The sequence below is a fragment of the Psychrobacter sp. SCQQ22 genome (assembly GCF_015864605.1).
Classification (GTDB): Bacteria; Pseudomonadota; Gammaproteobacteria; order Pseudomonadales; family Moraxellaceae; genus Psychrobacter; species Psychrobacter fozii.
Genome location: NZ_JADYWZ010000006.1, coordinates 43599 through 70441, shown reverse-complemented (window position 1 = coordinate 70441; position 26843 = coordinate 43599). Strand labels below are relative to the sequence as shown.

At 41.5% G+C, this 26843-nt stretch carries 23 protein-coding genes; 19 read left to right on the top strand and 4 right to left on the bottom strand.

The annotated features are described in order from the left end of the window. Positions 1 to 74: 74 nt before the first annotated feature. Positions 75 to 464 carry an SCP2 sterol-binding domain-containing protein gene (locus I6E84_RS09265; RefSeq protein WP_110922691.1) on the bottom strand — a complete coding sequence of 130 codons (390 nt, stop codon included), beginning with the start codon at positions 462 to 464 and terminating at the stop codon, positions 75 to 77. Positions 465 to 1311: 847 nt separating this feature from the next. On the opposite strand from I6E84_RS09265, the gene ccoN reads away from it, so the two are divergent. The 6 genes from ccoN (at position 1312) to I6E84_RS09235 (ending at position 7549) form a co-directional block, all read left to right on the top strand. Continuing rightward, positions 1312 to 2793: a cytochrome-c oxidase, cbb3-type subunit I gene (gene ccoN / locus I6E84_RS09260; RefSeq protein WP_110922690.1), complete on the top strand. Its 1482-nt coding sequence runs from the start codon at positions 1312 to 1314 to the stop codon at positions 2791 to 2793. A 9-nt stretch (positions 2794 to 2802) separates the two neighbouring features. Further along, the gene (gene ccoO / locus I6E84_RS09255) at positions 2803 to 3441 is read left to right on the top strand and encodes a cytochrome-c oxidase, cbb3-type subunit II (RefSeq protein ID WP_197100044.1); all 639 of its coding nucleotides are present in this window, start codon (positions 2803 to 2805) and stop codon (positions 3439 to 3441) included. Then, positions 3441 to 3620, top strand: a complete 180-nt coding sequence (locus I6E84_RS09250; protein WP_057760804.1) for a CcoQ/FixQ family Cbb3-type cytochrome c oxidase assembly chaperone — start codon at positions 3441 to 3443, stop codon at positions 3618 to 3620. The genes ccoO and I6E84_RS09250 overlap by 1 nt, the downstream gene beginning before the upstream one ends. Continuing rightward, positions 3620 to 4792 (top strand): cytochrome-c oxidase, cbb3-type subunit III, encoded by a 1173-nt coding sequence (gene ccoP / locus I6E84_RS09245; protein WP_197100043.1) that lies wholly within the window; start codon positions 3620 to 3622, stop codon positions 4790 to 4792. The genes I6E84_RS09250 and ccoP overlap by 1 nt, the downstream gene beginning before the upstream one ends. Before the next feature lie 416 nt (positions 4793 to 5208). Beyond that, the gene (ccoG, locus tag I6E84_RS09240; RefSeq protein WP_110922687.1) at positions 5209 to 6612 is read left to right on the top strand and encodes a cytochrome c oxidase accessory protein CcoG; all 1404 of its coding nucleotides are present in this window, start codon (positions 5209 to 5211) and stop codon (positions 6610 to 6612) included. Between the two features lie 346 nt (positions 6613 to 6958). Further along, a complete protein-coding gene (locus I6E84_RS09235) occupies positions 6959 to 7549 on the top strand; it encodes a FixH family protein (protein WP_197217641.1) in 591 nt (196 codons plus the stop codon). A gap of 107 nt (positions 7550 to 7656) precedes the next feature. Here I6E84_RS09235 and ttcA read toward each other — a convergent pair whose 3' ends face one another. Further along, positions 7657 to 8664, bottom strand: coding sequence for a tRNA 2-thiocytidine(32) synthetase TtcA (gene ttcA / locus I6E84_RS09230; RefSeq protein ID WP_413786949.1), 1008 nt, complete (start codon positions 8662 to 8664; stop codon positions 7657 to 7659). 360 nt (positions 8665 to 9024) lie between these two features. On the opposite strand from ttcA, the gene queC reads away from it, so the two are divergent. The 6 genes from queC (at position 9025) to I6E84_RS09200 (ending at position 15784) form a co-directional block, all read left to right on the top strand. Beyond that, the gene (gene queC, locus I6E84_RS09225; protein WP_197217639.1) at positions 9025 to 9804 is read left to right on the top strand and encodes a 7-cyano-7-deazaguanine synthase QueC; all 780 of its coding nucleotides are present in this window, start codon (positions 9025 to 9027) and stop codon (positions 9802 to 9804) included. Positions 9805 to 10039: 235 nt separating this feature from the next. Then, the gene (locus I6E84_RS09220; RefSeq protein ID WP_110922684.1) at positions 10040 to 10369 is read left to right on the top strand and encodes a hypothetical protein; all 330 of its coding nucleotides are present in this window, start codon (positions 10040 to 10042) and stop codon (positions 10367 to 10369) included. Positions 10370 to 10641: 272 nt separating this feature from the next. Beyond that, positions 10642 to 11139 carry a peroxiredoxin gene (locus I6E84_RS09215; RefSeq protein ID WP_181416251.1) on the top strand — a complete coding sequence of 166 codons (498 nt, stop codon included), beginning with the start codon at positions 10642 to 10644 and terminating at the stop codon, positions 11137 to 11139. A gap of 221 nt (positions 11140 to 11360) precedes the next feature. Then, the gene (locus I6E84_RS09210; protein ID WP_197217638.1) at positions 11361 to 12851 is read left to right on the top strand and encodes a dihydrolipoyl dehydrogenase; all 1491 of its coding nucleotides are present in this window, start codon (positions 11361 to 11363) and stop codon (positions 12849 to 12851) included. A 151-nt stretch (positions 12852 to 13002) separates the two neighbouring features. Further along, positions 13003 to 14199, top strand: coding sequence for a mechanosensitive ion channel family protein (locus tag I6E84_RS09205; RefSeq protein WP_227681419.1), 1197 nt, complete (start codon positions 13003 to 13005; stop codon positions 14197 to 14199). A 277-nt stretch (positions 14200 to 14476) separates the two neighbouring features. Continuing rightward, positions 14477 to 15784, top strand: a complete 1308-nt coding sequence (locus I6E84_RS09200) for a hypothetical protein (protein WP_197217634.1) — start codon at positions 14477 to 14479, stop codon at positions 15782 to 15784. A gap of 165 nt (positions 15785 to 15949) precedes the next feature. On the opposite strand, the gene I6E84_RS09195 is transcribed toward I6E84_RS09200, so the two are convergent. Continuing rightward, positions 15950 to 16612: a LuxR C-terminal-related transcriptional regulator gene (locus I6E84_RS09195; RefSeq protein WP_197217633.1), complete on the bottom strand. Its 663-nt coding sequence runs from the start codon at positions 16610 to 16612 to the stop codon at positions 15950 to 15952. A gap of 188 nt (positions 16613 to 16800) precedes the next feature. On the opposite strand from I6E84_RS09195, the gene rlmKL reads away from it, so the two are divergent. The 7 genes from rlmKL to I6E84_RS09160 all read left to right on the top strand — a co-directional run bounded on the left by rlmKL (position 16801) and on the right by I6E84_RS09160 (position 25290). After that, positions 16801 to 19107, top strand: a complete 2307-nt coding sequence (rlmKL, locus tag I6E84_RS09190; RefSeq protein WP_197217632.1) for a bifunctional 23S rRNA (guanine(2069)-N(7))-methyltransferase RlmK/23S rRNA (guanine(2445)-N(2))-methyltransferase RlmL — start codon at positions 16801 to 16803, stop codon at positions 19105 to 19107. A gap of 336 nt (positions 19108 to 19443) precedes the next feature. Then, positions 19444 to 20019, top strand: coding sequence for a TerD family protein (locus I6E84_RS09185; protein ID WP_197100034.1), 576 nt, complete (start codon positions 19444 to 19446; stop codon positions 20017 to 20019). Between the two features lie 227 nt (positions 20020 to 20246). Next, entirely contained in the window at positions 20247 to 21314 is a 1068-nt protein-coding gene (locus I6E84_RS09180) for a DUF475 domain-containing protein (protein WP_197217631.1), read from the top strand. A gap of 235 nt (positions 21315 to 21549) precedes the next feature. After that, entirely contained in the window at positions 21550 to 22479 is a 930-nt protein-coding gene (locus tag I6E84_RS09175; RefSeq protein WP_197217630.1) for a glutaminase, read from the top strand. Positions 22480 to 22947: 468 nt separating this feature from the next. After that, positions 22948 to 23523, top strand: a complete 576-nt coding sequence (locus I6E84_RS09170; RefSeq protein ID WP_110922674.1) for a TerD family protein — start codon at positions 22948 to 22950, stop codon at positions 23521 to 23523. Positions 23524 to 23784: 261 nt separating this feature from the next. Next, on the top strand, positions 23785 to 24537 hold the full coding sequence (locus tag I6E84_RS09165; protein WP_194197243.1) for a TIGR00266 family protein: 753 nt from the start codon (positions 23785 to 23787) through the stop codon (positions 24535 to 24537). A 144-nt stretch (positions 24538 to 24681) separates the two neighbouring features. Further along, a complete protein-coding gene (locus I6E84_RS09160; RefSeq protein ID WP_110922672.1) occupies positions 24682 to 25290 on the top strand; it encodes a TerD family protein in 609 nt (202 codons plus the stop codon). Positions 25291 to 25409: 119 nt separating this feature from the next. Here I6E84_RS09160 and I6E84_RS09155 read toward each other — a convergent pair whose 3' ends face one another. Continuing rightward, complete coding sequence (locus I6E84_RS09155; protein WP_197217629.1) at positions 25410 to 26690, bottom strand: TerD family protein; 1281 nt, start codon at positions 26688 to 26690, stop codon at positions 25410 to 25412. Positions 26691 to 26843 lie beyond the last annotated feature (153 nt).

Below are 26843 nucleotides of genomic sequence, written 5' to 3'. Positions count from 1 at the left end.
AAGCCTCTAATATGAATTAGAGGCTTTTTTTATGTCAACTAGCGCGTATCACATAGAACCATGTGAATCTAAAACTACGCCATAGTCGTCATAGATTTGATACGAGAATACAATTCTTTTTGCTCAGTGCTTGGGCGAGCAGTCTGTACTGCCATCAATTGTGACATATCGCCTTCAACACGAATTTTACCGCTCATAAATGCACCCATGATTTGATTGGTATCAAAATCAGTGATGATTGATTGCAAGATACTGCGATCAAGTAGCAAGGTAGTCGTCGCCGCGTCATTTAATCCGCGATGTAATAAGCCATTAGTGAAGTTGGCTTCAATATCTTGATCAGTATCAGATAATTTCAAGTTGACGATCATATTTGCAAGTGCTGGCGGTAAATTAAGCTCACCCGCTTCTTGACCCATTTGCTCAACTTGCTCAAACCATTCATTTGTCAAAAAAACTGCCATATTATTGTCCTTAATTAGTATTATGTGAGGCTAAGGTTTTATTCACCCTCGCCTGACTGAACATCAAATTATAAAATAGTTTCTGATAGCAACGATATAAAAGCACTGCTACCCATCATATTTAGCCTCATTATAAGGGTCGACTTGATGATAAGTAAAACTTATTTACATGACTCATGCTGCCATTGTTACAAGATTATTTTCATACTGACAGTAACGTATCACAATCACTATCCTTTTCTAACCAAAGACCACCTCTAGAATCATGACAAAATTGTGTATAAAATAGGTGGATAGCGTAGCAATAATAAGTTGCTCGCTAGAGTTTTTACCAAAGAGTTTGTATTTTGCCGCATAGTTCTGATGATATTTGATTAGGATTGCGTTACAATACCCTTAAACAGAGTCGGGAGTTTTAACTAAACATTACGTAAACATGTTTTTTTGTCAGCCGCCGCTAGCATACGTCTATGGTCAGTGCATTTTTATGGCCCTATGGATATTGGTATCTATCTTCATTGGTACAGTTTTATTGGTAATAATTAAGATAAATACTTAGCCTCATTAGATGTTTGATGCTCAAAAACGGCGCATTTTCTTATTCACCTTAACAGTTATTAATAATCCTACTATCGATTGGCTATGAGCGCTGTGTATTTTAAATGCCTCTATATATGAGCACCAGCTGATATATGGCTTAGATTGATAGCTAATAACGTTAAAACTATAAGCGATCCAAAAAACAGCATGTACCGCAACTACTATTTGATCATCAATTATTATGATGCAGATGGTGCGGAGAGTTAGTTAATTCTGTTGATAATTCGGGCTGTAAAGGAATCATCCAATGAGTTTACAAAACACAGCAGTCGCCCCAGTGGACCGTGAGTACGAAATTACTATCGTAAGATTTTTTGCGATAATGGCCGTAGTTTGGGGCATCGTCGGCATGAGTATTGGTGTGTTCATTGCTTCACAGTTAGCATGGCCAGCACTCAACTTTGACATTCCATGGCTGACTTTTAGTCGCCTAAGACCGCTTCATACCAATGCGGTCATTTTTGCGTTCGGTGGCTCTGCCCTGTTCGCAACGTCTTACTATATTGTTCAACGTACCTGTAAGACAAGGTTATTTGCGCCTTATTTAGCTTGGTTTACCTTTTGGGGTTGGCAAGCGGTTATCGTATCAGCAGTTATTACCCTTCCTCTAGGTTTAACCTCGACTAAGGAATACGCTGAGCTTGAGTGGCCAATCGATATTTTGATTGCTTTGGTATGGATATCTTATGCCATTGTCTTTTTCGGTACGCTCATCAAACGTAAAACCTCACATATCTATGTAGCTAACTGGTTCTTTGCAGCTTTTATTATTACGATTGCACTACTGCATATCGTAAACAGCATGGCGATTCCTGTTAGCGCATTTAAATCTTACTCGTTATTTGGCGGTGCAACTGATGCGATGGTGCAGTGGTGGTACGGGCATAACGCGGTAGGTTTTTATCTAACGGCAGCATTCCTTGGGATGATGTACTACTTCGTTCCAGTACAGATTGGTCGCCCTATTTACTCTTACCGTTTGTCTATCGTTCACTTTTGGGCATTGATTGCTTCATATATGTGGGCTGGTGGTCACCATTTGCATTATTCAGCGCTTCCAGATTGGACGCAGTCATTAGCAATGGTATTCTCAATCATCCTATTTGCACCATCTTGGGGTGGTATGATTAACGGTGTACTAACGTTATCGGGTAGTTGGGATAAGTTACGTACCGATCCAATCATTCGCTTTATGATTGTTGCATTGTCGTTCTACGCCATGTCGACGTTCGAAGGCCCAATGATGTCTATTAAGACAGTCAATGCGCTATCGCATAACACGGATTGGACAGTAGGACACGTACACTCAGGTGCGCTTGGCTGGGTTGGTATGATTACTATTGGTTCACTATACGTATTGTTACCACGTATCTTTAACAAACCAAAAATGTACTCTATTAGCTTAATCACCACGCATTTCTGGTTAGCGACTGCAGGAACGATCTTCTATATCGTGTCTATGTGGATTTCAGGTATTGGCCAAGGCATGATGTGGCTTGCTACCAATCCAGATGGTACTTTGGTATATAGCTTCGTTGATACTGTTGAGTTCTCACATTTCCCATATATTGGTCGTGCTTTTGGTGGCTTCTTATATGTGTCGGGCATGTTTGTGATGGCATATAACGTTTATAAAACACTTAAGATGCCAGAAGGTAAGCCTGTAGATGTGGCTGATCCAACGGATCATGAAACTAGTGTTGATAAACCTTCAGCAGCTAACGTATAAGGAGCTATCATGGCTGGTACACCGCATGAAATTATTGAAAAAAATACAGGCTTGTTGGTCATCGGTATCGTTATTGCTATTAGCTTTGCAACGCTAGTTGAAATCGTACCATTAATATATGACAACAAGGGTCCTGAAGAAGGCGGGGTTAACGCTCCCCTTCCCACTATGGAACCTTGGACTGCACTAGAGTTCGAAGGCCGTGACATTTATATTCGTGAAGGTTGTCACGTATGTCATACCCAAATGATTCGTCCGCTACGTGCTGAAGTCGAGCGTTATGGACCATACTCGCGTGCTGCAGAATCAACGTGGGATCACCCATTCTTGTGGGGTTCTAAACGTACTGGACCTGATCTGGCACGTGTTGGTGGACGCTATTCTGAAGACTGGCAAAAGCAGCATTTGATCAATCCACGTTCATTGGTTCCTGAATCAGTAATGCCTGGCTTCCCTTGGCTTGCTGAGAATGAAGTGGATGGTGCTAACATTCAAGATAAAATGCGCCTATTCCGTGATCGCTTCGGTGTTCCTTATACTGAAGAAGATATCGAAGGAGCACCAGATGCTGTTCTTGGTGCCACTGAACTTGATGCTTTGGTTGCCTATCTACAGCAACTAGGCACCGCGATGGAAGGACAGCGCTAATGGGTATTGGTGAATTACAAACAATTGCGACCGTTTCTGCCTTTATTGCCTTCGTAGGTGTTGCATGGTGGGCGTATTCGCCAAAAAACAAAAAACGCTTCGAAGAAGATGCACAACTTGCGCTTGATGACGAAGATATAAAGTCTTTGTCTGAAGAGCAGCGCAATAAGGATAAATGATGACATTTTTTTGGAGTTCTTGGATCACGCTAATCAGTATCGGCTGCTGGCTTTTTATTCTTGGGGTTCTGTTATTTGTTCTAAAATACAAACCTGACGTAGAAGAAGATGGCACCACTGGTCATGAATATGACGGCATCCGAGAATACGACAAACCATTGCCTAAATGGTGGCTAGTGATATTTTTTGGTTCGATCGTTTGGGGTGTTGCTTATTGGGTATTTTTCCCAGCAATGTTTCCTAAACATTGGGAAGGAATTGCCACGGTAGAAGTTGATGGTGAAACGGTACCGTGGACCTCTCATAACGAGCTAAATAGTGAGCTTGAACAGAACAACAAAGTCTTTACGGCTAACTTTGAACAGAATATCTTAGCGAAAGCAGATGCCAGTGGTGCAACATCAACGTTAGCCACACTTGCAGATATGCAATCGACTTTGCGTCATAGCGAAACAGCACCAGCAGACTTAAAAGCTCAGATTGATGGCAAAGTTGCAGAACTTGCACCTTATGTTGAGAAGCTATCTGAAAATCCAAATGCTTTAAAAGTTGGTAGCCGTTTATTTTTACAGAACTGTTCTGTATGTCATGGCTCTAATGCTAAAGGTGCAACAGGTTATCCAAATCTGACTGATAATGATTGGTTGCATGGTGGAAAGCCAGAGAATATCTTGCTGACTTTACATAACGGCTGGCACATTGGTGTAGATTACAAGAAAGAACCTGCAAAACTACCAATGCCTGCTTGGCGTGAAAACCTTGGTGAAGATGGTGTGCGTGCGGTTGCTGAGTATGTACTATCAATCTCTGGCAATCAAAACGATTACGATCTAGACCAAACGTTAGTTACACAAGGTAAGACGTTATTTAATCAGCCTACTAACTGCGTACTTTGTCATGGTCCAGAAGGTAAAGGCATGGTATCTACAGGTGCACCAAACCTAACAGATAATATCTGGCTGTTCGGTGGAGAGCGCGAAACCATTCGTGACACCTTACGTTATGGTCGTGCTGGTGTAATGCCACAATGGCAGACTAAACTTGGTAATGAACGTATTATGCTGCTTGCGGCCTATGTTTATTCATTATCAGATAAGACAACACCACCTGTGACCCAGCAAACTGCTGCCACTACTCAAGTTGTAGAAACAGCAGAAGCTACTGCTAACTAATACTTTTAGTAGATTGCTCTGTCGTAAATGAATGAGATTGAAAAAAGGGAGAACTGTTATTGCAGTTCTCCCTTTTTTATATACTTTTGCTAGGGCATGCAATCTGGATACTAGCTAGTGCATAACTGGCATATCTTTAGAGTAAGATATTAATTGCTTTTTATTATTATTACCCCATTTATAGTAAGGAGAATGCTAAAATAGCCGCACTCAAAAACGGCTCATTAATCGCTGATTTATAGAGCTATTTTTCATTTTCATGAAGTCATTCGTAATCGATCATTTGGTAGATGGTTTAACAAATATTTATCCGCTACCTACTGACATTGATAACATCGTTCGCTCATACATCTTATGATCAAAGATGTTTGTTCATCATGCCAGCAAACTGATTCTTTTTTTAAAGAGGCACGTTTATGTCAGCACAACAACCCAATAAAATCCCTGTACAGCAAATTGACTTGGATGCCACCAAGCACCGTGTTCATCCTAGGTTCATCAAAGGCTTTTATCAAAATATCCGCATTATCACAATGTATGCCCTATTGGCCGCTTTTTTGCTTTTGCCATGGCTACGTTATAATGGCAGACAAGCAATATGGTTTGATGTTCCCTCGCAGCATTACTATATTTTTGGTACGACATTTTTGACTCAAGACTTTTATTTCATTGCTGCCTTTGCCATTATTGCTGCATTTATGCTATTTATGGTGACTGTTTATGCAGGTCGCGTATGGTGTGGTTATGCTTGTCCACAGACGATTTGGACACACTTGTATCAGTATGTTGAAAAGTGGATCATTGGTGATCGCAATAAGCGCATAAAGTTCGATAAAGAACCAATGAGCGCGCAAAAAGCCTTTAAACGCTCTGCTGTATATTTTATTTGGTTTGTACTTTCAGTTATCACAGCGGCGACCTTTGTAAGCTACGTCGCTGGAACAGATTATCTGTATCAAAGCTGGCAAATGATTGGTGTCGTCCCAATTCCTGATTGGCCAACATGGGTATGGGTATCGATGTTTATTTTTACCTTTGCCACCTATGCCAATGCAGGTTATATGCGTGAGCAGATGTGTATCCAGATCTGTCCTTACGGTCGCTTTCAGAGTGTCATGTTTGATAAGGATACGTTGGTTGTATCTTATGACTATGAGCGTGGTGAGCCACGTGGCACACGCAAAAAAGGTACAAATCCTGAGCATTTGGGCGACTGTATTGAGTGTACGATGTGTGTGCAGGTCTGCCCCACTGGTATCGACATTCGAGATGGTTTGCAGGTGGGTTGTATTCAGTGTGCCGCTTGTATCGATGCCTGTAATGACGTTATGGACAAAGTGGGCTACCCTCGTGGGCTCATCCGCTACACGACAGAACGACAGCTGGCAGAAAAAGAAGATACCCGTGTATTCAGTCCACGCTTATTTGCTTATTTAGCTGTTATTTCTATTTTATGTGGTGGTCTAGTTTATGCATTGACGGATCGTGTGCCCTTAGAGATTGATATTCGTCGTGACCGTAATCAGTTGTCATCCATAAACAATCAAGGCATGATTGAGAACAGTTATATTGTTAAACTGACCAATAAAACGCAGAATCCTCATGCTTATAAAATAACACTAGCACCGAAAGATGGTTTAAGTTTAGAGCTACGATTTAATGATGTGCCACTAGAGGCAGGCGAAAGCTTCGATATGCCAGTTAGCATTTATGGAGATCCAGATGTTATCGATTTCGAACAGACGCCAGTCACTCTAAATGTAACCAGTGAAGATGGACAATACAAAGTCAGTAAGCAGAATGTCTTTACTACTCAATAAGCTTCAATAAACTATTGAGTGCTTCGCTAGGGCGTATCTTCATTTTAAAAATGGTGATAAAACTGAGATAAATTGCTGCCAAACAAGAAAAATAGCGCAGATAATATCGAGATATTAACCAGTTATTTGACGATGTTTGGCAAGATTTAGCCATTTTTAGCCCATTTAGATGCCTATCGAGTGAATTGAAGACACGCCCTAGTATATAATTATGCATATTACCTGTTAGTCTATGACTAGCAGGTAAACCGTTTATCATTACATTGGCAGCATATAGCCGTCAAATGGTTCGTTGATACAGTTTATAGATGTCTGACAAACCAGATATCTGATTAATAGGTACTTTATGTCTACTCCAGCATCAAACTTTAAGCATCAAGACACTCAGCCATGGTATAAAAATTACATGGTCGTTATCTTTGTGATTGGCATGCCCGCATTTGTGGTAGTGGCCTGTATCTACTTTGTTTACTACTCTTATCAGATTCGAGACAGTGTAGTGCGTGACGATTGGTACATGGATGGCAAGACCCTTTACCAAGATGTGTCACGTGACAAGCTGACTTATGATTTAGACCTACATGGCAAAATGCAATTTGCTGATAATGGGGATGTTACCTTTTATTTAGATTATCCTGAGCAAAGCTTGCAATCAGGTAAATTATTGAATGGTACGCCGCTCGTTTATCCTGAACAGCTAGATCTGTCTATCTCGCATGCCACTGATATCAAAAAAGACCATGATGTGATACTAAAGCACCAAGAAGGTAATAAATATAGTGCGCGAGTCGATATGGATCCAGTAAAAGCCAAATACTATCTGCAAGTCAGTAATGGTGGTACAAACAACTGGCGTATGCAAGATGTCGCCAAGCTACCTCGTTCAAATGTTAGTTTTGTACCCTTACAAGCTTTCGAAAAAAAACAACCTGATTGATCAGATATAATCTGAAGACGTAAAAAAACCAGCCATTAGTAGATAATGAGCTGGTTTTTTATAGCCAATTTAAAGGTTTTAGCGATAGCTGGTTCAGTATAGAACCATCAAATAACCGGATTAATCGTTGGGATTTTTTGCGTGGTACGATTATCTGTTGTCGCCTTATCTAATTCTGGCAGTTGCTGTTTATCACTCATAAACTTCGGACTAAACGTTTGGGTCTTTGGTGATATAGGCAAACCAATTTCGGCAAGACTATCGGTCTGCCCTACTTGAATATTATCTCCTTCAAACAAACGCTCGTTGTCATCACGATCAAGACTTAATCCTTCAAAGTCAAACAATTCACGGTCTGCTAATTGCGATGGGGCAACGTTTTGCATCGCTTTAAAGATAGAAGCCAAACGCTGTGGATGAGCATCGTCCCATTCTCGCAACATATCATTGATAATGGCTCGTTGTAGATTGGTTTGGCTGCCACACAAGTTACATGGAATAATCGGGAATGCTTTCAATTTAGCGTATTCAATGATGTCTTTTTCTTCGACATAAGCCAGTGGACGAATAAGCATGTTTTGCTTATCATCGCTCAATAGTTTAGGTGGCATAGACTTGAGCGTACCGCCATGAAATAAGTTTAAAAAGAACGTGGCCAACATATCATCGCGGTGATGACCCAGTGCAATCTTGGTGGCGCCGATCTGCTTCGCAAAGCCATATAACGAACCGCGACGCAAACGTGAGCAGGCAGAGCAATAAGTCTTGCCTTCTGGCACCACGCTTTTAACGATACTATAAGTGTCTTTTTCTAAAATATAGTGAGCAATGCCCTGCTCGTTCAGATACGCGGGTAAAATATCTTCGGGATAGCCAGGTTGTTTTTGATCGAGGTTTACCGCAACGATATCAAAGCTAATCGGTGCAATGCGCTTGAGCAATAATAAGATATCAAGCAGCGTATAACTGTCTTTGCCGCCTGACACACAGACCATTACCACATCACCCTCTTCGATCATATTAAAATCACGAATCGCCCAAGATACTTGTCTACGCAGTTTTTTCTGTAGCTTGCGGAACTGTGCTGATTGAGTAGGTGATAACTGCTCCGCCATCAACTCATCCTCAGCGGCATCATCATCTTCCATGCCATCAGTCTCTAAAATATAGTCAGCCATACCTGCATCAGCAGACATCTCATCAAACTCTGGCGTAATTTTTGGCGTAAACAAGGTCGCTGCGGTCATAAGTTACTCAATATCTTTACAAGGGTGATTTTGCTATACAGCAAACTGCTATTACAGTGCTGTCATACACGATGGGCAAGCACTAATACTGATGCTTTAAAAGCAGCGATTATAACAAAATTTGCTAACAGTTTGAAAAGAGGACATTAAATAATGGCTTCATGGTTCTGTAACGGTTGGATTTTTGCTAAAATAGCCGTTTTTCGTAAACCAATAATAGATACCATTATGACTAACGTTACCTCACAAAGTACCGCCGATAACATAGCGCTTGATAGCGAATTAGATAGCCTTCATAACAACCAAAATGCCGTCGTGCTATTGTCAGGCGGGCTTGATTCGGTCACTTGTTTATATTGGGCAAAGGCACGCTACGCCTCTGTGACAGCAGTCAGCTTTAATTATGGTCAACGTCATAATAGTGAACTTGTCGCAGCCAAGACTATCGCTGAGACGGCTGAAGTCAATCACAGAATTATCGATATCGACATCGCCCAACTCGGTGGCTCATCCCTGACAGATCATAGTATGATCGTTCCTGACGGTGATTCAGATAAATTCCCTAATAAAAACCGTGATGAAATCGATAACGACGCCATTCCTAACACTTATGTCCCTGCCCGCAACACCATATTTTTATCGTATGCGCTAGCAGTGGCAGAAGTGGCTGATGCCAACCATATCGTGATTGGGGTCAGCTCAGTCGATTACTCAGGCTACCCTGATTGCCGTCCAGAATATATTGCTGCCTTTGAGCATATGGCCAATCTTGCCACAAAAGCAGGCGTCACCGGACACCATTTATCGATTCAAACGCCATTGCAGCAGTTGTCCAAAGCAAAAACTATTGAGCTTGGCTTATCACTCGGTGTCGATTATGGGCAGACCATTTCTTGCTACCGTGCCGATAAAAACGGCCTTGCTTGCGGTGTATGTGATAGCTGTACATTACGTCGTCAAGGCTTTGAACAAGCTGGCGTTGCTGACCCTACCCACTATCAATCTTAGTAAATAGTATAAGCTGAGTCTTATTAAGATTCATACTAAATAATGGCAGTGCTCAACATTAGCGCAACATTCGCTTGCATTAACACAGCATGTCGCCATTGTATTTTAGTCAATATACTTGCTATGGTATGGGCGATTGCCTTTATCGAAAGACACAAGTGCCCATATCAATCATCAACTATTAATGTTTTGCGTACAAAATATAAAAACTGATGCCACCTGTAAGAGGATGTTTATGAAGTTACTACCAATATTACCTTTAGCTCTAGCTGCTATTTTTGCGATGCCACAAGCGAATGCTGCTGATATCAAAAAAGAAAATATCAATACTTGCATTGATGGTGCGGTCAAATACAAAGTCGCGGATAAAGGCACTGCTACCAAGCTGTGTAATTGCACCATTGACGTCCGTAGCAACATGACCATCGGTCAAATGTGGGAAATAGAAAGTTACGCGCAAGATAAAAAAGACCCTTCTGGCCTACCTTATGTCAAAAAAATGCAAAAAGAGCTGCAGCAATGCACCGTTGGCTTAGACTTAAAGCAGCCACAAAAACCTGCTTAATTGACAACTTGCTTAACATACAAAAGACTGGTCATTACCAGTCTTTTTTGTTGGGAATAGACAAGTAAAATGTAAAACTCATTATGAATTTCAATGAATCCCCCTATAATAAGAATACGATAACTAAATACAGCCAATATATAGTTGATTCAGTTTAAAGCAGAGACAAGGCAACCGAGTACAGATGTATATGTGATACGTCAAGCGAGGTTAACGCTGTCACTCTTTTATAGAGGATTGACTATATCATCAAAATTAATAAGGACTTTATAATGGCAAAGCCAACCACAGAAAACCTCACACTACCTGAGTTCCCAGTCACGATAGTACGAGAGCTAGATGGCAACTTCGTCCATGACGAGATAAATTTAAAAGAGATGATCAGCAATACCAATAAAGGACTCATTCTTTACTTTTATCCAAAAGACAATACGCCTGGCTGCACCACGCAAGCGACAGAGTTTACCGCTCATCTCAACGACTTTGACGAATTGGGCTATGACATCATCGGTGTCTCACGTGATAGCGTTGAGTCTCACGAAAAATTCATCGCTAAACAAGACCTAAACATCGCACTTATTAGTGATACTGATGAAAAACTGTGTCAGTACTTTGACGTTATTAAAGAAAAAAATATGTATGGAAAAATAACGCTCGGCTTAGTCCGTTCCGCATTTGTTTTCGATACGGATGGTACGCTAACTCACGCTCAGCGCAATCTACGTGCTAAAGGCTATACCGAACGGTTGCTTGAAATATTAGCACCTTAATCAACATAGCCTCTTAACCAATATAGCCATAAATCACGACAGTCATAAATGATATAAAGTTGCTTTTGTATAAATCCATTTTTATATAAAGCTACTTATATACAAAGTCACTTTAGAATAAGCGCTGATAATAACGACAATAACCATAACGACAATAATAACGCGGTGCCAAATACTAATAAAAGCATTCAAAGCTACCGCCTCCATAATGTGAGAATACTATGAATAAACAATCTGAGACTGGTGCTGATAATGCCGCACCCAAGGTCACTCGCAAAGTATCTGTAGCCGTCATCGGTGCAGGTACCGCTGGTCAAAATGCCTTTCGCCAAGCCAGCAAAATTCATGACGACATTGTCATTATCAATGATGGGTTTTGGACAACCACTTGTATCCAAGTCGGCTGTATGCCAAGCAAACTGTTGATTGCAGCCGCTGAGCGTGCTCATGATGCTAAAAGTTCTGCTAAATTTGGTGTTCATGCTACCGTTCAGATAGATGGTAAGCAAGTCATGCAGCGTATCCGTGATGAGCGCAATCACTTTGCTAGCTACATCAAAAAGCAAGTCGAGGGATGGCCTGACGATAAGAAGATAGATGGTCGTGCTCATATCAATAAGCAAGGGCTTATCGAAGTCAATGATGAGCTAATCAAGGCAGAACAAATCATTATTGCGACTGGTAGCTCTCCGTTTATTCCAGACGGTTGGACTGATAAACTAGGCGATACGATACTCACTTCTGATAACGTCTTTGAGCTCACAGATCTACCGAAATCAATGGCAGTCGTTGGCGCAGGTGCGATAGGGTTGGAAATAGCTCAAGCGTTGACACGTTTGGGTGTGGACGTGACATTATTCAATCGGGTCAAACGTGTTGCCGGACTCAAAGATGACGATATCAACAACAAAGCGATTGAGTGCCTGAGTGGTGAGTTGACCATGCACTTGGGTAGTGAGATTAATAATGTCGGCACCCAGATAAATGCAGAGCATAAAACAGCATTTATCGATTATGAAGACAGTGCTGGTGAGTCGAAACAATGGCAAGGTGAATACGTACTGGTCGCGACAGGCCGCCGTAATAATATCAAACAGCTAGGCATTGAAAACTTAGGTGTCGAACTTGATGACAAAAATCGCCCAAAATATTTGAGTAAAAAAACAGGTAAGATTGGTGATTCAAACGTTTATATTGTGGGTGATGCTAACGCACATATTCCATTGCTACATGTGGCCAGTGATGAAGGCTATAGTGCGGGAAGTATGGTTTGCGAAAACGAAGAAAATGCCTATATTCGCCCGCCCGCCACGCCTTTCTCTATCGTATTCTGCTCACCGCAAATCGTCAATGTTGGTATGTCCTTACCAGAAATTCAACAAGACTCAAATCTAGAGCATGTGATCGGCAGCGTCAGCTTTGACAATCAAGGCCGTAGTCGTGTGATGGGCGTCAATTGTGGTCTATTACATATCTATGGCTGTAAAAAAACAGATAAAATTTTAGGGGCTAGCATGGTGGGTCCTGACGCTGAATATATTGGTCATATTTTGGCATCAGCAATTACCAATAATTTGAGTGTTAAAGACATGCTTGACACGCCTTTTTATCACCCAACGATACTGGAAGGTCTACGCACTGCTTTACGTGATGTGCAGCATAAAATGGAGATACCTTATCAGTATCAAGACACTCAGAAAAATAGCTCTTAATTATCAGCTCAGCCGCACCTGCAAAACAGGTATACTCAGTGTCAATCAGCACATCTCTTATGTTTGATTGCACTGATGATTTAAGGTAGCTTATAATCCTATACCTTATGTTAAATACTTTGCATATACCAGAATCTGCATGGACCAAAAAATGCCAATCGCTAGTATTACTGATTTTTTCAAAGAGATCATACGTGATCTCCATACTAGCCTCTATCTTGCGCTTGGTGGATCTGCAGATGAAGAGTCACTTGACTGGTCATCTCAAGCAGTGGATCTGGCAAGTACTGGCATCAAAATCCTAATACTGCTTGCGGTATTAGGATTTTTTTATTGGTTGGCTATTTATATCCTCAAACAAAGCAAAGCAAAGATACGTTTAAATGAGCGTCGAACTAAAATTGTTCGCTCAGTGCTACGTTATATATGGGTTGTGGCTAGCTTAATCGCCATTATGAGTCAGATTTACTTTGAACCAGATACCATCAAAGCGACGGCAAAGGCCAGTACCTGGGCCGGTATCTATTATGTGCTCTGGGCCTCTTCAGGGCAAATTATTCACAGAGTGCTACAGCATTATGGCCTCAACGCCTCCATAGAGCAGCTCCTCAAAAACATTTTGTCCGTGCTGCTATTGGTACTCGGACTTGCCAGCGTCATGGCGCAGTTTGGTTTTGATATCGTCTCACTAGTAGCAGGTTTGGGTATTGTAGGTTTAGCAGTCGGTTTTGCTGCTCAATCGACGCTTGCTAACTTTATCGCTGGTATTACTATTTTACTTGAGCAGTCCTTTCAAGTTGGCGACTGGATTCATATTAATGAGAATGAGGGCCGTGTAGTGCTTATTGCCTTACGTACCACTCATATTTTGACTCGAGATAACATCACTGTCATTATTCCAAACTCTAATGTTGCCTCCTCCGAGGTAATTAACTTAACCTCCAAAAACTTTATACGCTTTGATGTTCGTGTACGTATTGCTTTCGAAGATGATATTGACACTGCCCGTAAGGAAATCTTGCAAGTACTTACCGATACTGAGGTGGTACTTAGCCGTCCTGAAACTTCAGCCACCGTGGCAGAAATTGGTGAGTATGGTGTATTCTTTATTGTACGGTTTTGGGTGAAACCAGCCGCTGTTGCACGTATGCCAAAAATCAAAGAACATTTGAGAGAAGATATCAAGTGCGCTTTCGATGCAGCAAACATCTCAACCCCTTATCCACATATGCGTTTGCTGATGCCAAAAGATGTCGACTACCCTATCGCGACCAAACCCTTTGCAATGACAACACAAAGAGTAATGCCAAACAATCATATCCACCCTGAAAGCACCACCCAGCCTTAATAACAAATAAAATCGCTAACCATTTATGGTTGTTCTGTTAGCGTAATAAAATTTTGCACACATGCAATAGACTGCTTATGACATTGCTAATGCATCAATACGCTAATTGATGACACGCCTTAACTCTATGCATGCAGATCCTGCACCTGTAGATATCTACAGGTACATCTTTGATAAATCCTTGTTATGCTGCAAACAGATACTAATAGACCGTTGAATAGGTTTAACAAAATATCTAGGGGCATAATCAATTGATTACTGACAGGGAGTTCTGCGCATGGAAATCAAATTAAGACTCACTCAAGCTTTGAGCATAGCTGGTGCTAGTTTAATATTGACAACGGGAGCATTTGCAAATCAACTGATTAATGGAGGCTTTGAGCTAAGTCCGCCTACCAGTGGATTTGGCAATCATATAGGTCATCCTATTACTCCTTGGGTGTTAGGAACAGGTGATGATTCAAACGTCATCAGAACCAACCAAGGCATTAATTCCACGGGAGATGGCCCTCGGAGTGATGCATCGGGCACTGCGTCAGGAACTATTAGACATTATCTTGATATTGCTAATGGCAGCAATGACTTCTATCAAACCTTTATAGCAAAATGTAATGGTGAAGCAAATTTTGGTGGATACTTTTCTACCAGAGCTGATAGTAATGGAACAGCCTCTGTCATCTTGCGTAATGGAACAGGTATCAATGGATCAATCGTTGGTCAGTCTAACCCTGTCGCTCTCCCAGGTGGTAACTCTTCAACAGATCCTTGGAAATTAGTATCCTATACTAGCCCAGTGGTAGCAGGTAATACCTATTCATTAGTCATCAAAATGGATAATAACATGAACTTTGATGAAGCCTTTGTCAATATCAAAGGGTGTGCTGGCGATGGGGGCACTGGACCGGGTCCCATAATTTTTGATGAGGCTACAAATTTAGGTGATTTGGTTCCAATGGATTATGATGATATTGTCATTAATATACCTGCTGATAACTGCTGCCCACCCATCAATGAAGAAGCTATCATTCGACAATTAACCCCGGTATTTCAGCCCGGTGGCGGATCAAATGCAAAATATCGCCTTAATTTCTCAGCGACACCGCAATTTAACAATCAGATGCAAAGCTACTTAAACTATGTGCATAGCATGAAGCCCCCTATCAATGCATTAATATCCAAATGGACTATATATGATAAAGGACCAGGTGCGTTAGGTTCACCCGTACCTACGTCACCAGGTTGGGGCACTAGTATTGACGCATTTTATACTAACTTCCACATCACTAACCCTATAAATCATGGTAGTACTTCAGCAAGTTATGATATGAAACCGAACCATTGGTATCGTGTACAAGTAGGTACATATTTTAATGGTGGTAACAAATTCTTCCACCAAACATGCGAGTCTGCTGATTATTGGGTTAATTGGCAAGTTGGTGGAAACAAGTCGTCTGGCTCAAATGGTAGTGCTGGTAGCTTCGTCATTAGTGATGGTAAGAAAGAGATTGCTAGAGTCAAAGTAGAATCTAAAGCTCAGCCTAAATCTATGTCAATGAAGAAAAGCGCTACTCTAAAACGATTCTAAAATAGATCTATAGCGCTTTAGAGAAATCTGATAAGAGAGTAACGGAGAAGTCATAAAATTTTGAAGACGTTAATTATCAATTAATAAACCACCTATCATTTTATGATAGGTGGTTTGTTCGTTAATTTAGACTCCAATTTAGTTCTCTCGCTTCTTCAATCCAGCTCAACCATTTTTCAAATCATATACTTTTAAGTCAATATCTATTAGCCCATGATTGACTGCTTGTACTATGGCATGTGTACGGTTAGAAGCTTCTAGCTTTCTAAGGCAGTTGCTCATGTGAAAGCAAACGGTACGCTGTGAGATACCAAGATCGCACGCGATTTTTTTATTGCTATCCCCTTTTACGATGCAGGTTAGCACTTCAATTTCGCGATTAGTGAGTTGGGGTTTATTGATTTCTGCTGTGATAGGTTTCAGACTAGCGAGTAATGATGGGGAGATGAATTTTTTGACCGTACGAACCTGCTTGATAATGGCTAATAAATCTACAAAGGCTGTATTTTTTAACACATAACCTGACAATCCAATATTGAGTAATTGCTGTGCTTTAGCGCCATCATTGACAGTAGTCAATGCAATCAATTGCGTGATGAGTGATTGTTTTTCGACCGAAAGAATGATATTTTCGATACTCATGCCAGACATGGTGACATTCATTAAGACAATATCTGGCTCATACTGTTCTATTAGGTGTAATGTTCGATCGCCATCAGTCGCATGGCCTACAACATTAAACCCTTCTACACGTGCAAGCAAAAGCATCAACCCTTCCAAAAATATTGGATGGTTGTCTGCTACGATTACTGTGGTTATCGTCTCCATTTTTTTAGTATAAAACAAATATTGCGTTAACTTACCAGTTTATTACTGGTTTATTGAACACTATGACATTCAATCTTATAATCCTAGATAGCTTTTAAACTAAACTTATTGAAATATGGTAAAATTGCCGGTTAAACATCTTACTTTATGATGTGCATTAATTATCAATTTAGCCCACAGGTATCCGTATGACCGAAACAACCGCGCCTTCAACTTTAGTAGCAGCTTCGCCAGAGTTGTCGCTTGACCTTATCATCACTTGTGCCGATGGGCTTGAGGCACCACTACAGACCGAACTGACCAGTTTTGGTATTGCCAGCGAAGTCAAAAGTACAGGCCGTCTAGCAGTTACGGGTACTTTGCGCGACCTATATACTATTTGTTTGTGGTCACGTGTCGCCTCTCGAGTATTGATGCTCATCAAACGTAAAAACATCAATGCCGAATACGATGTGGCTGAGCAAATTTATGGTTTGGCAAAATCAGTCAATTGGACTGAGCAATTTAGCTTAGAGCAAACGTTTGCGATTCGTCTCTCTGTAGACAAGCGCGTTGCCGTTAGCCAGCAGTTCGCCATGCTACGTATCAAAGATGCGATTGCCGATACCTTCAATGAAGTTTATGACAGCCGTCCTAACGTCGATAGCAAAAATCCAGATTTCTCTATTTTTGCCACCGTAAATGACAAACAAGCTGAACTATATTTAGATTTATCAGGTACCAGCTTGCATCGCCGTGGTTACCGTGTGGCCATGACAGACGCGCCCCTAAAAGAAAACTTGGCTGCCGCCCTACTCTATAGCGCTGGTTGGCATAAAAAGAACGAAGAAGGTAATGCGCCTTTCTACAATGCATTAATCGATCCTATGTGTGGCTCTGGAACGTTCATCATTGAAGCGTTACTCATGCATTGTGATTATGCGGTTGGTATCGATAAAGCTGCCAACCAATTTGGCTTTTATCAATGGCAGCATCATGACGATGTGCTCTGGCAAGAAATGATTAATGATGCACAGACACGTTTCCGCGACGCGTTGGAGATTGCAAACGAGCAGCCTGACACGTTACCGCTAATCTTAGGTTTCGACGCTGATAGTGGTGCAATTCTTGCCACAGAAAAAAATATCATTGCCGCAGGTTTACAGGATTTACTCCCGCTACTCGATATCGAAACTCGCGCCCTTGACCAGTTGGGTGCTGTACTAAGCCCCCTCGTCAGTGATGGTCGATTGAGCAAGCCTTTAATCATCACCAACCCACCTTATGGTGAGCGTTTGGGTGATGAAGAAATGATTAAGCCGTTATATCAAGCGATTGGTCTTATTTTGCAAGATAGCTTTGCCGGTAGTGGCGTTGATCCGATGCTTGGCATACTGGCGTCTCATGTCGAACAAGTCGATATATTACCAATTAAAGAACCAAAAACATTGCGTTGTCATAATGGTGCTATCACCGTTTATTTCCGCTATGGCACCTTGATTGCAGGACAAACGGGCAATCTCGTGAGTCGCTTTGAGAAACGTGAGATTGAAGTAGAAGATGGTCAAGACTTCATCAACCGCTTGCAAAAAAATCTTACCAAGCTTAAAAAACTGGCGAAAAAAGACAACGTCAGTAATGTACGTGTCTACGATGCCGACCTACCAGATTTCAAGGTTGCGATCGATTTATACGGTGACTATGCGCATGTGCAAGAGTATGCACCACCAAAGACTATCCCGCCTGAGACAGCCAAAAAACGCTTTAACTTGGCATTGATGGGAATACGTGAAGTGTTCGGTATTAACCGCGAACAAATCTTTATCAAAACGCGTGCACGCCAGTCTGGTAATGATCAATATAGCAAGCAGAACACCACAGAAAAACGTGGCAAGTTTCATGTTGCGCGCGAAGACGGCGCTTATCTATATGTGAATTTTACAGATTATCTTGATACTGGTCTGTTCATCGATCACCGTAACATGCGTGCACGAATCAAGGACAACAGCCGCGGCAAAGCGGTATTGAACTTATTTGCTTATACTTGTACGGCGAGTGTTCATGCTGCATTGGCTGGCGCGAAAAAAGTCACCAGTGTCGATTTATCACAGAACTATCTAGATTGGGGCAAACAAAACTTTGTACTCAATGGCTTGGACGTTAGCCGCAATAAATACCAGTTCGTTGCTGCTGATATCTTCGAATGGATTAAAGACAATACCGAGCAGTTTGATATTATATTCATTGATCCACCAACCTTTTCAAACTCTAAGAAGTTCCAAGGTACTTTTGACGTACAACGTGACCATGCTGCCCTTATCAATCGCGCCATGAATCGCTTGACCTCTGACGGTGTTTTGTATTTCTCAAACAACTTTACCCGCTTTGAGCTAGATGAGCAGTTGACTGAGCGCTACGATATTGTTGAGATTACACAAAAAACCATTGGCTTTGATTTTAATATCAAAAAACCGATTCATCAAAGCTTTGAGATTCGTCATCGTCAAAGTTTCTAAGCGACAGTCTATAATCTTAGGCCTATGATCAGAGCTTTTAAATGGCAGCTTTTAGATAAGCGCCTACAGATGACTAATTATATAAACGGTCATCTGTAAGCCACTAAATCTTAAGTTTTATGCTCAATTTTTTATGAAACATAACAATGACCCAATCAGCTTTGATTGGGTCATTTTTTGTTGTTATGATAGAGCGTTATTAAGCAATAGTTCTGCGGCGATAGTTTTTTGATAATGTTAATCCCACTATCGATTTTTCTCGCTTAGTTGTACTTCTTCGCATAGTTATTGCTTTAATATTGCACCTCTCCCTACTCTAATAACAAGGATATTCTCATGGCTTTATCACTTAATAAAGGCGGTAACTTATCGCTAACCAAAACGGATCCAAACCTAACCAAGCTACTTATCGGTCTTGGCTGGGATGAGCGTGCCACATCAGGTGCAGAGTTTGATCTTGATGCGAGCGTATTCTTGCTAAGTGGCGCTGGTAAAGTGCGCGGTGACCATGACTTTATCTTTTATAATCAGCTTAAGTCTGACAATGGTGCCGTTGAACATACTGGTGATAACCGTACTGGCGAAGGTGATGGTGATGATGAAGTCGTTAAAGTAAATCTTACCCAAGTACCCGCTGATGTCGACAAAATCGTCGTGACGGTTACTATTCATGATGCGGCGGCTCGCAGCCAAAACTTTGGGCAAGTAGCCAACGCCTTTATCCGCGTCGTTAATGAAGAAACAGGCACTGAAGTCGTACGTTTTGACTTGGCTGAAGACTACTCTGTCGAGACGGCAATGGTGTTTGGCGAAGTATATCGCCATAACGGTGAGTGGAAATTCCGCGCCGTTGGTCAAGGCTATTCAGGTGGTCTACAGGCGATGTGCCAGCAATATGGCGTTGATATTTAAAACCCTATTTTATTAACATTTAGGTACTTATCAACCGTCGTTATCACGTCCAAAACGTAAAGCTGACATAGTTGCAAATAGTCACAATTTATAGTGACCAAATGACTAGTAATGCTCTGCGTTTCGTTTAGAATTACCTATCAAAGGTGGTTAGCAATAACCACTTTTTTGCAGTTTGTGTCTATAATAGGCCGACCTTAGCTTTACGCAACCAGACAGGATGTGTCATGAGACATTTTTATTTAGATTTTATCTTCACAGCCATTGCCCTAGCGGTAGCGGCATGGTGGGGATATTCACATGGCGGTATGGGTGGCATGATATCCACCTTATCTATTACCGCTATTTTGGCCGTCATGGAGATTTCATTATCATTTGATAATGCGGTGGTCAACGCTTCAGTCCTCAAGGGCTGGGACGAATTTTGGAAGAAGATATTTTTAACCGTTGGTATTTTGATTGCAGTATTTGGTATGCGCTTGGTCTTTCCTATTGTCATCGTCGCGGTTACCGCTGATCTTGGCATGATGGAAGTTATCAATCTAGCTCTGTATCAACCAGCAGAATACTCAGCCAGATTGATGGCGCATCATGCTGAAATCTCAGCATTTGGTGGTATTTTCCTACTATTAGTTTTCTTGAACTTCATCTTTGATGAAAAAGAAGTCCATTGGTTTGATTGGCTAGAGAGCCGTTTGGCTAAGCTCGGCAAAGTCGATGCTATGAGCGTATTTATCGCTCTCATCGTCTTAATGATTGCTGTATCATGGGCCAACGCTGAACAATCAGGTGCTGTCTTGATTGCAGGTGTTTGGGGTATTCTTGTTTACCTTGGCGTACAGGTTGTCTCTGGCATGCTCGAAGGTGATCTCGAAGAAGGCTTAGAAAACGAAGAAAGTGGTTCGGGTGCTGCGGCGACTAGCGCTATCATGAAAGGCGGTATCATCGGTTTCTTATACTTAGAAGTCCTCGATGCTTCATTCAGTTTTGATGGTGTTATTGGTGCGTTTGCCATTACCAACGACGTTATTGTCATCATGTTAGGTCTTGCCATTGGTGCGATGTTTGTACGTTCTATGACTATCTTCTTAGTCGATAAAGGTACACTTGACGAGTTTGTCTATCTTGAGCATGGCGCACATTATGCGATTGGTGCATTAGCAATTATCATGCTGTTGTCGGTTAAGTTCCATGTACCAGAAATCATTACTGGTCTGATCGGCATTACCTTTATTGGTTGGGCATTTGTTGCATCACTTAATTACCGTAAGGCTGAGAAGGCAAGTCTGAATTAAGGCATGTCGTTCATATAGCATCTGCTGTATCTAGTGATGTATTTAAGCAGGTCATATCAAAAAATTGATATGGCCTGTTTTTTTATGGCCTAATTAAAGCGATAAGTTATAAATATATGATGTATGCATCGGTATACCGTAATGACCAATCATTAAAATACAATTCCATGATTACTATCATCCTTTATTCAGTTAGAATCTCCACCCTCTAACAACACCATAAAAATACGACTACATGATTAATATACAAAAAATTCTTGATGATATTGCTACAGAAATGGCAAATGAAACCGATCGTGGCAAAGTAGCAGATTATATCCCGCAACTGGCTCATGTCGACCCAAATCAGTTCGGTATTGCGGTGGCGACACCTGACGGACAGGTCTATACAGCTGGCGATGCTGGTACACTGTTTTCTATTCAAAGTATCTCAAAGGTATTTACCTTAACCATCGGTCTTGGCAAGTTAGGTAATGCGCTGTGGACACACGTCGGTCGCGAGCCATCTGGTGACCCTTTCAACTCTATCATGATGCTAGAGCATGAATCTGGCAGACCACGTAATCCCTTTATTAACGCCGGTGCAATTGCGGTGGTAGATGCGATTATGATGGGTCATGAGCCAAAAGAGACATTGGGCGAGATACTACAGTTTGTTCGCTTTATCGCAGACGATGACTCAATCAGTTTTGATCACAAAGTGGCTGCATCCGAAATGGCACATAAAGATCGAAATGCGTCACTGGCCTATTTTATGAAATCCTTTGGTCGTCTAAAACATGACGTGGATAAAGTGTTGGGTACTTATTTTCATCAATGCTCGATTGCGATGAACTGCCAACAGTTAGCTCAAGCTGGCCTATTTTTAGTATCTAATGGTATTAATGAACACACAGGCGTTAGAGTTATTAATGCACAGCGTTCTCGCCGGATTAATTCGCTGATGATGATGTGTGGTCATTACGATGGCTCTGGTGAGTTTGCCTATCGTGTCGGATTACCGGGTAAGAGTGGTGTTGGCGGTGGTATTTTAACGATAGCACCAGGTGAAGGTTCTATCGCTGTTTGGTCACCAGGGCTCGATCATATAGGCAACTCTAAGCTTGGAACCAAAGCACTAGAGCTGTTTGTACAAGAAACTGGCTGGTCTGTTTTCGGCGACTAAAGACTATCATCTAATACTTTTATCGGTGAGTTGTTCAAGACGATGAACACCGTTAAATATGACAAGTTTTACTTCAGGTCATGCAAATATATTTGCATGACCCTTTTTCGTTTTAAAGCTTTCTTTAGAAAAATGCGTTCTTATCAGCCAAAAACCAATTTTTTCTTGTTTAATCTACAAATGATGATAGATAGGTAATTTACTTTTGATAACAACACCTTAAGTATTACTATCAAGATTGTTAAAAAGTATCAGATATACAGGGACATTATGTCTCTTAGGAAACATATAGTAAGTGCACAAAATACGCCTTGCTTACTAAGCAAACGCTTAGTATAGTAAAACGTAATGATACGTAGGCCGTGACATATAGGTAGAGTTATTAACTGTGTACGCTTACGTATCAACCATTGCACCATTTTCAGTTCGTTTTTTTATTATTTAATTACTAATCAATAGGATATTTATATGGCTATTAGCTTAACAAAAGGCGGCAACGTAAACTTATCAAAAGAAGCGCCAGGCTTAACCAATATTACAGTCGGTCTTGGCTGGGATCCACGCGCTACTGACGGTCAAGAGTTTGACTTAGATGCGATTGGCTTTTTGGTCAATGAAGCAGGTAAAGTACGTAACGACCAAGATTTCATTTTCTTTAACAACCTAAAGTCAGACAATGGCGCTGTTGAGCACACAGGCGACAACCGTACTGGCGAAGGTGATGGCGATGATGAAGCTATCAAAGTAAACCTAGCGAGCATTCCAGCTGACGTTAATAAAGTAGCACTTTGTGCCATCATTTATGAAGGTCAAGCCCGTAACCAAAACTTCGGTCAAGTAGGCGAAGCTTACATCCGTATCGTTAATGACAATGGCGGCAGTGAAATTGCACGCTATGACCTATCAGAAGACGGCAGCACTGAAACCGCCATGATCTTTGGTGAGTTGTATCGTCACAGCGGTGATTGGAAATTCCGTGCCGTTGGTCAAGGTTTCAGCGGTGGTCTGGGACCATTAGCGGGTTCTTATGGCGTAAACGTATAAGCTTAGCTTCAACTAATTTTAGCTTTGACGTAATCGCTTAGCAAAATAAATATCGCAGTCATATAGTTGATTGCGATATAACAGAGCTATTTAAAGCCATCAAGTGTGCCCTTTTAACGCATTTGATGGCTTTAATTTTAATTGGCTAACCAAAAAAGCCCAAGTCTTGAAGATAGCTTATATAGAACCATATACATAAACAGCCATAAACATAGCTATCAAGCGCACATATTAAAAAATTAGAATAAGGATTTGCAAGTCATGGCCGCAACATTTAGCTTAATCGGTACCATCGAACCTTTTTTACATTGTAATCTCAAAAAAGGCGACTCGATTTATTGTGAAGCCAATGCAATGGTGATGATGGAATCGAACCTTGAGCTCAAAGGGAAATTGCAAGGCGGGTTGATGCAGTCACTCATGCGCCGTTTTGCTAATGATGAGTCGTTATTTCAACAGCAAATCGAAGCGGTCAATGGTGAAGGTGATTGCTTGCTTGCACCCACGCTCGATGGTGATATGCAGATCATTGATTGCGGTGCTCAGCAGTACACGCTCAGCGATGGTGCTTTTGTAGCGGCGCAAACTGGCGTGGATATCAGAGCCAATATTCAACGCAACCTTGGCGGTGCGGTATTTGGTGATACTGGTGGCTTTATGGTTATGCAGACGCAAGGCCAAGGTCAGGTCGTGGTATCAGGGTTTGGCTCACTGTTCGAGATCGATGTAGAACCCGGTAAAGACGTCATTATTGATAATGGTCACGTGGTCTGCTGGGACTCCAACTTAGATTATAAGCTGTCAGTGTCTACCAGCAAGAAAAAAGGATTCATGAGCAATATCATCAACTCCGTCACCAGTGGCGAAGGCATGGTATTGAACTTCTCTGGTACTGGCAAAGTCATTATCTGTTCGCGCAATCGTGATAGCTACCAAGGTTGGCTACAAAGCGTCTTAGGTAGTAGCTCAGGCGGTCGCGGTGGTAGTAGCGGCTTATTAGGCAATATCTTATAATTGTATGTCGTCATATACAGATTTTATTCGACGCTTTACTCAAAACTATTACAACATTTTTAAAAACTTAGATAGCAAGGAAGACGAGTGGTAACACTACACTCAGTTCATATTTCTCAATATTGATACTATAAGGATAATCACATGGCAGTTAGCTTACAAAAAGGTCAAAAAATCTCACTTAGCAAAGAAGCTGGTGGTGACCTCACGCAGGTAAAACTAGGTTTAGGCTGGGATGTCGCACAAGGTCCACAAGAGAAAAAAGGTGGGTTTTTAGGTAAATTATTCGGTGGTGGTAGTGGCGGCGACTCTATTGACCTCGATGCCTCATGCATCATGTTTGATAGCAATAAACAGGCGGTCGATGCTATTTGGTTCAGTCAGCTAAAATCAAAAGATGGCAGCATTGTCCATACTGGTGATAACCGTACGGGTGATGGTGATGGCGATGATGAAGTCATCAACGTAGACCTATCTAGAATTCCTGCTAATGTTGTATCGCTGGTATTTACCGTCAATAGCTTTACTGGTCAGACTTTTGAGACCGTAGAAAATGCATTTTGTCGTATTGTAAATGCCAATAACAATCAAGAAGTTGCTCGCTATAACTTATCAGCGCAAGGTGGACACACGGCGATGGTAATGGCAAAAGTCTATCGCCATAACAATGAGTGGAAAATGCATGCCATCGGTGAAACAGCGTCTGGTCGTACTTTTCATGATTTGATGCCTGCTATCACACCGCATGCATAATTGACTCTAGAAAATTTTTGAATGTTGAAGCGTATTCAACAGTAATAAGCCCTTCTATTATAGAAGGGCTTATTTTTTTTGTACCAATCGATATTCTTGCAGCCGTTACTACTTAGTTACTACTTGCTACCGCGTTTCCAGCTAAATCCCCAATTAAAGGCTTTGTCCATTTCTTGGTGACCTTTAAAGTATTGATTGATACGCTCAACATTGATACTACCTTGTTGATTAACCAAACGAGCGATTGCACACATTGGCAAGTTGCCTGTGCCTTCTGTTAAACGCGTTTCAATCGGCGGCTGCTCTGGTACGGCAATGGTTACCACGCCATCTGTTTGCGCCCAGTTCGGAGCCCCTTCGTAGATAAAGGCGAAGATAAAGACCTCCTCAATCTGCGACCACTGCTGACCATTGATATCGAGCCATTCACCACCACTTATTTGCCCTGTTCTATCATCGGCACGCAGACAAACATAAGGCGCTGATTGCAAGCTACCAAAACGATTACCCAATGCTTGAATAAGCGTCTTTTCACCATTTTTCAGGTGAATCATCGCACCAACATCCAGATCAATACCACCCGCTTTATGTTGCTTAAACAGATCACCCAAGAGACCTTTTTTAGGTGCTTGCTGATCAGCATTCGGTCGTTGATTCCAGTTTAAGTTAACGGTAATTTTACCAAAATCATCACGTTTTTTGAGGTTGATGCTCGATTGATTCTTGGTTAAGGTTACTTTGCTTAGATTTATGGCAGGATTAGCTGATATCGGTGGTGGTGTGTTTGCTTGAGGGGCGCTACCCGGTTTTTGAGTATTGATTGGACGCTGCGTGTTGATAGGTTGAGCCTGACTCTGTGACTGGTTTTGGGCTTGACTCTGTGGCTGATTCTGAACTGGCGCTTCATCAGCAATCTCAACACCGAAATGCTCTGACAAAGGTTTTAGACCACCTTCAAAACCTTGAGCAATAAATCTAAACTTCCAACTGCCCTGCCTACGATAGCACTCAGCTAAAATAATCGCTTTTTCATTACGGCCTGCGCTACTGAGCTGACAAGTCATCAGTACTTGACTGCCTTGTAATACTTGAATATCAACATCACCGACTTGAGCAAGTGTTTTATCACTAGAAAATGCGAGCGCTATCTTTTCAATATTTGCAGGTTGAGCTGGCAAATTGATGTCAAAAAAGCCATCGCTGTCGTGACCACGAAAGCTGACACTGCTATCATCGCTACGTGTCTGCCCATAAAATATCATGTCTCCATCACCGCGCACTTTACCATTGGCAGTTAGGCGATAAGCAGCACAATCAATCGCATTTTGGCTTAAGATACGAATACTAATATTGTCCGTCGGTAGTGGCGCATTGGCACCTGCAATTAGGGTTTGACTCATTACTCATCCTTTCATTTATTTATTATATCGATGTATTTATTATGTCTACTATCAGCATATAGTAGCACGGTTATTACAAGATTTTTAGTCGGTACATACCTTCAGTGAAGTGCTGTTCAAGACCCCAAAGTAAATCCTAAGCATTCTTACTGA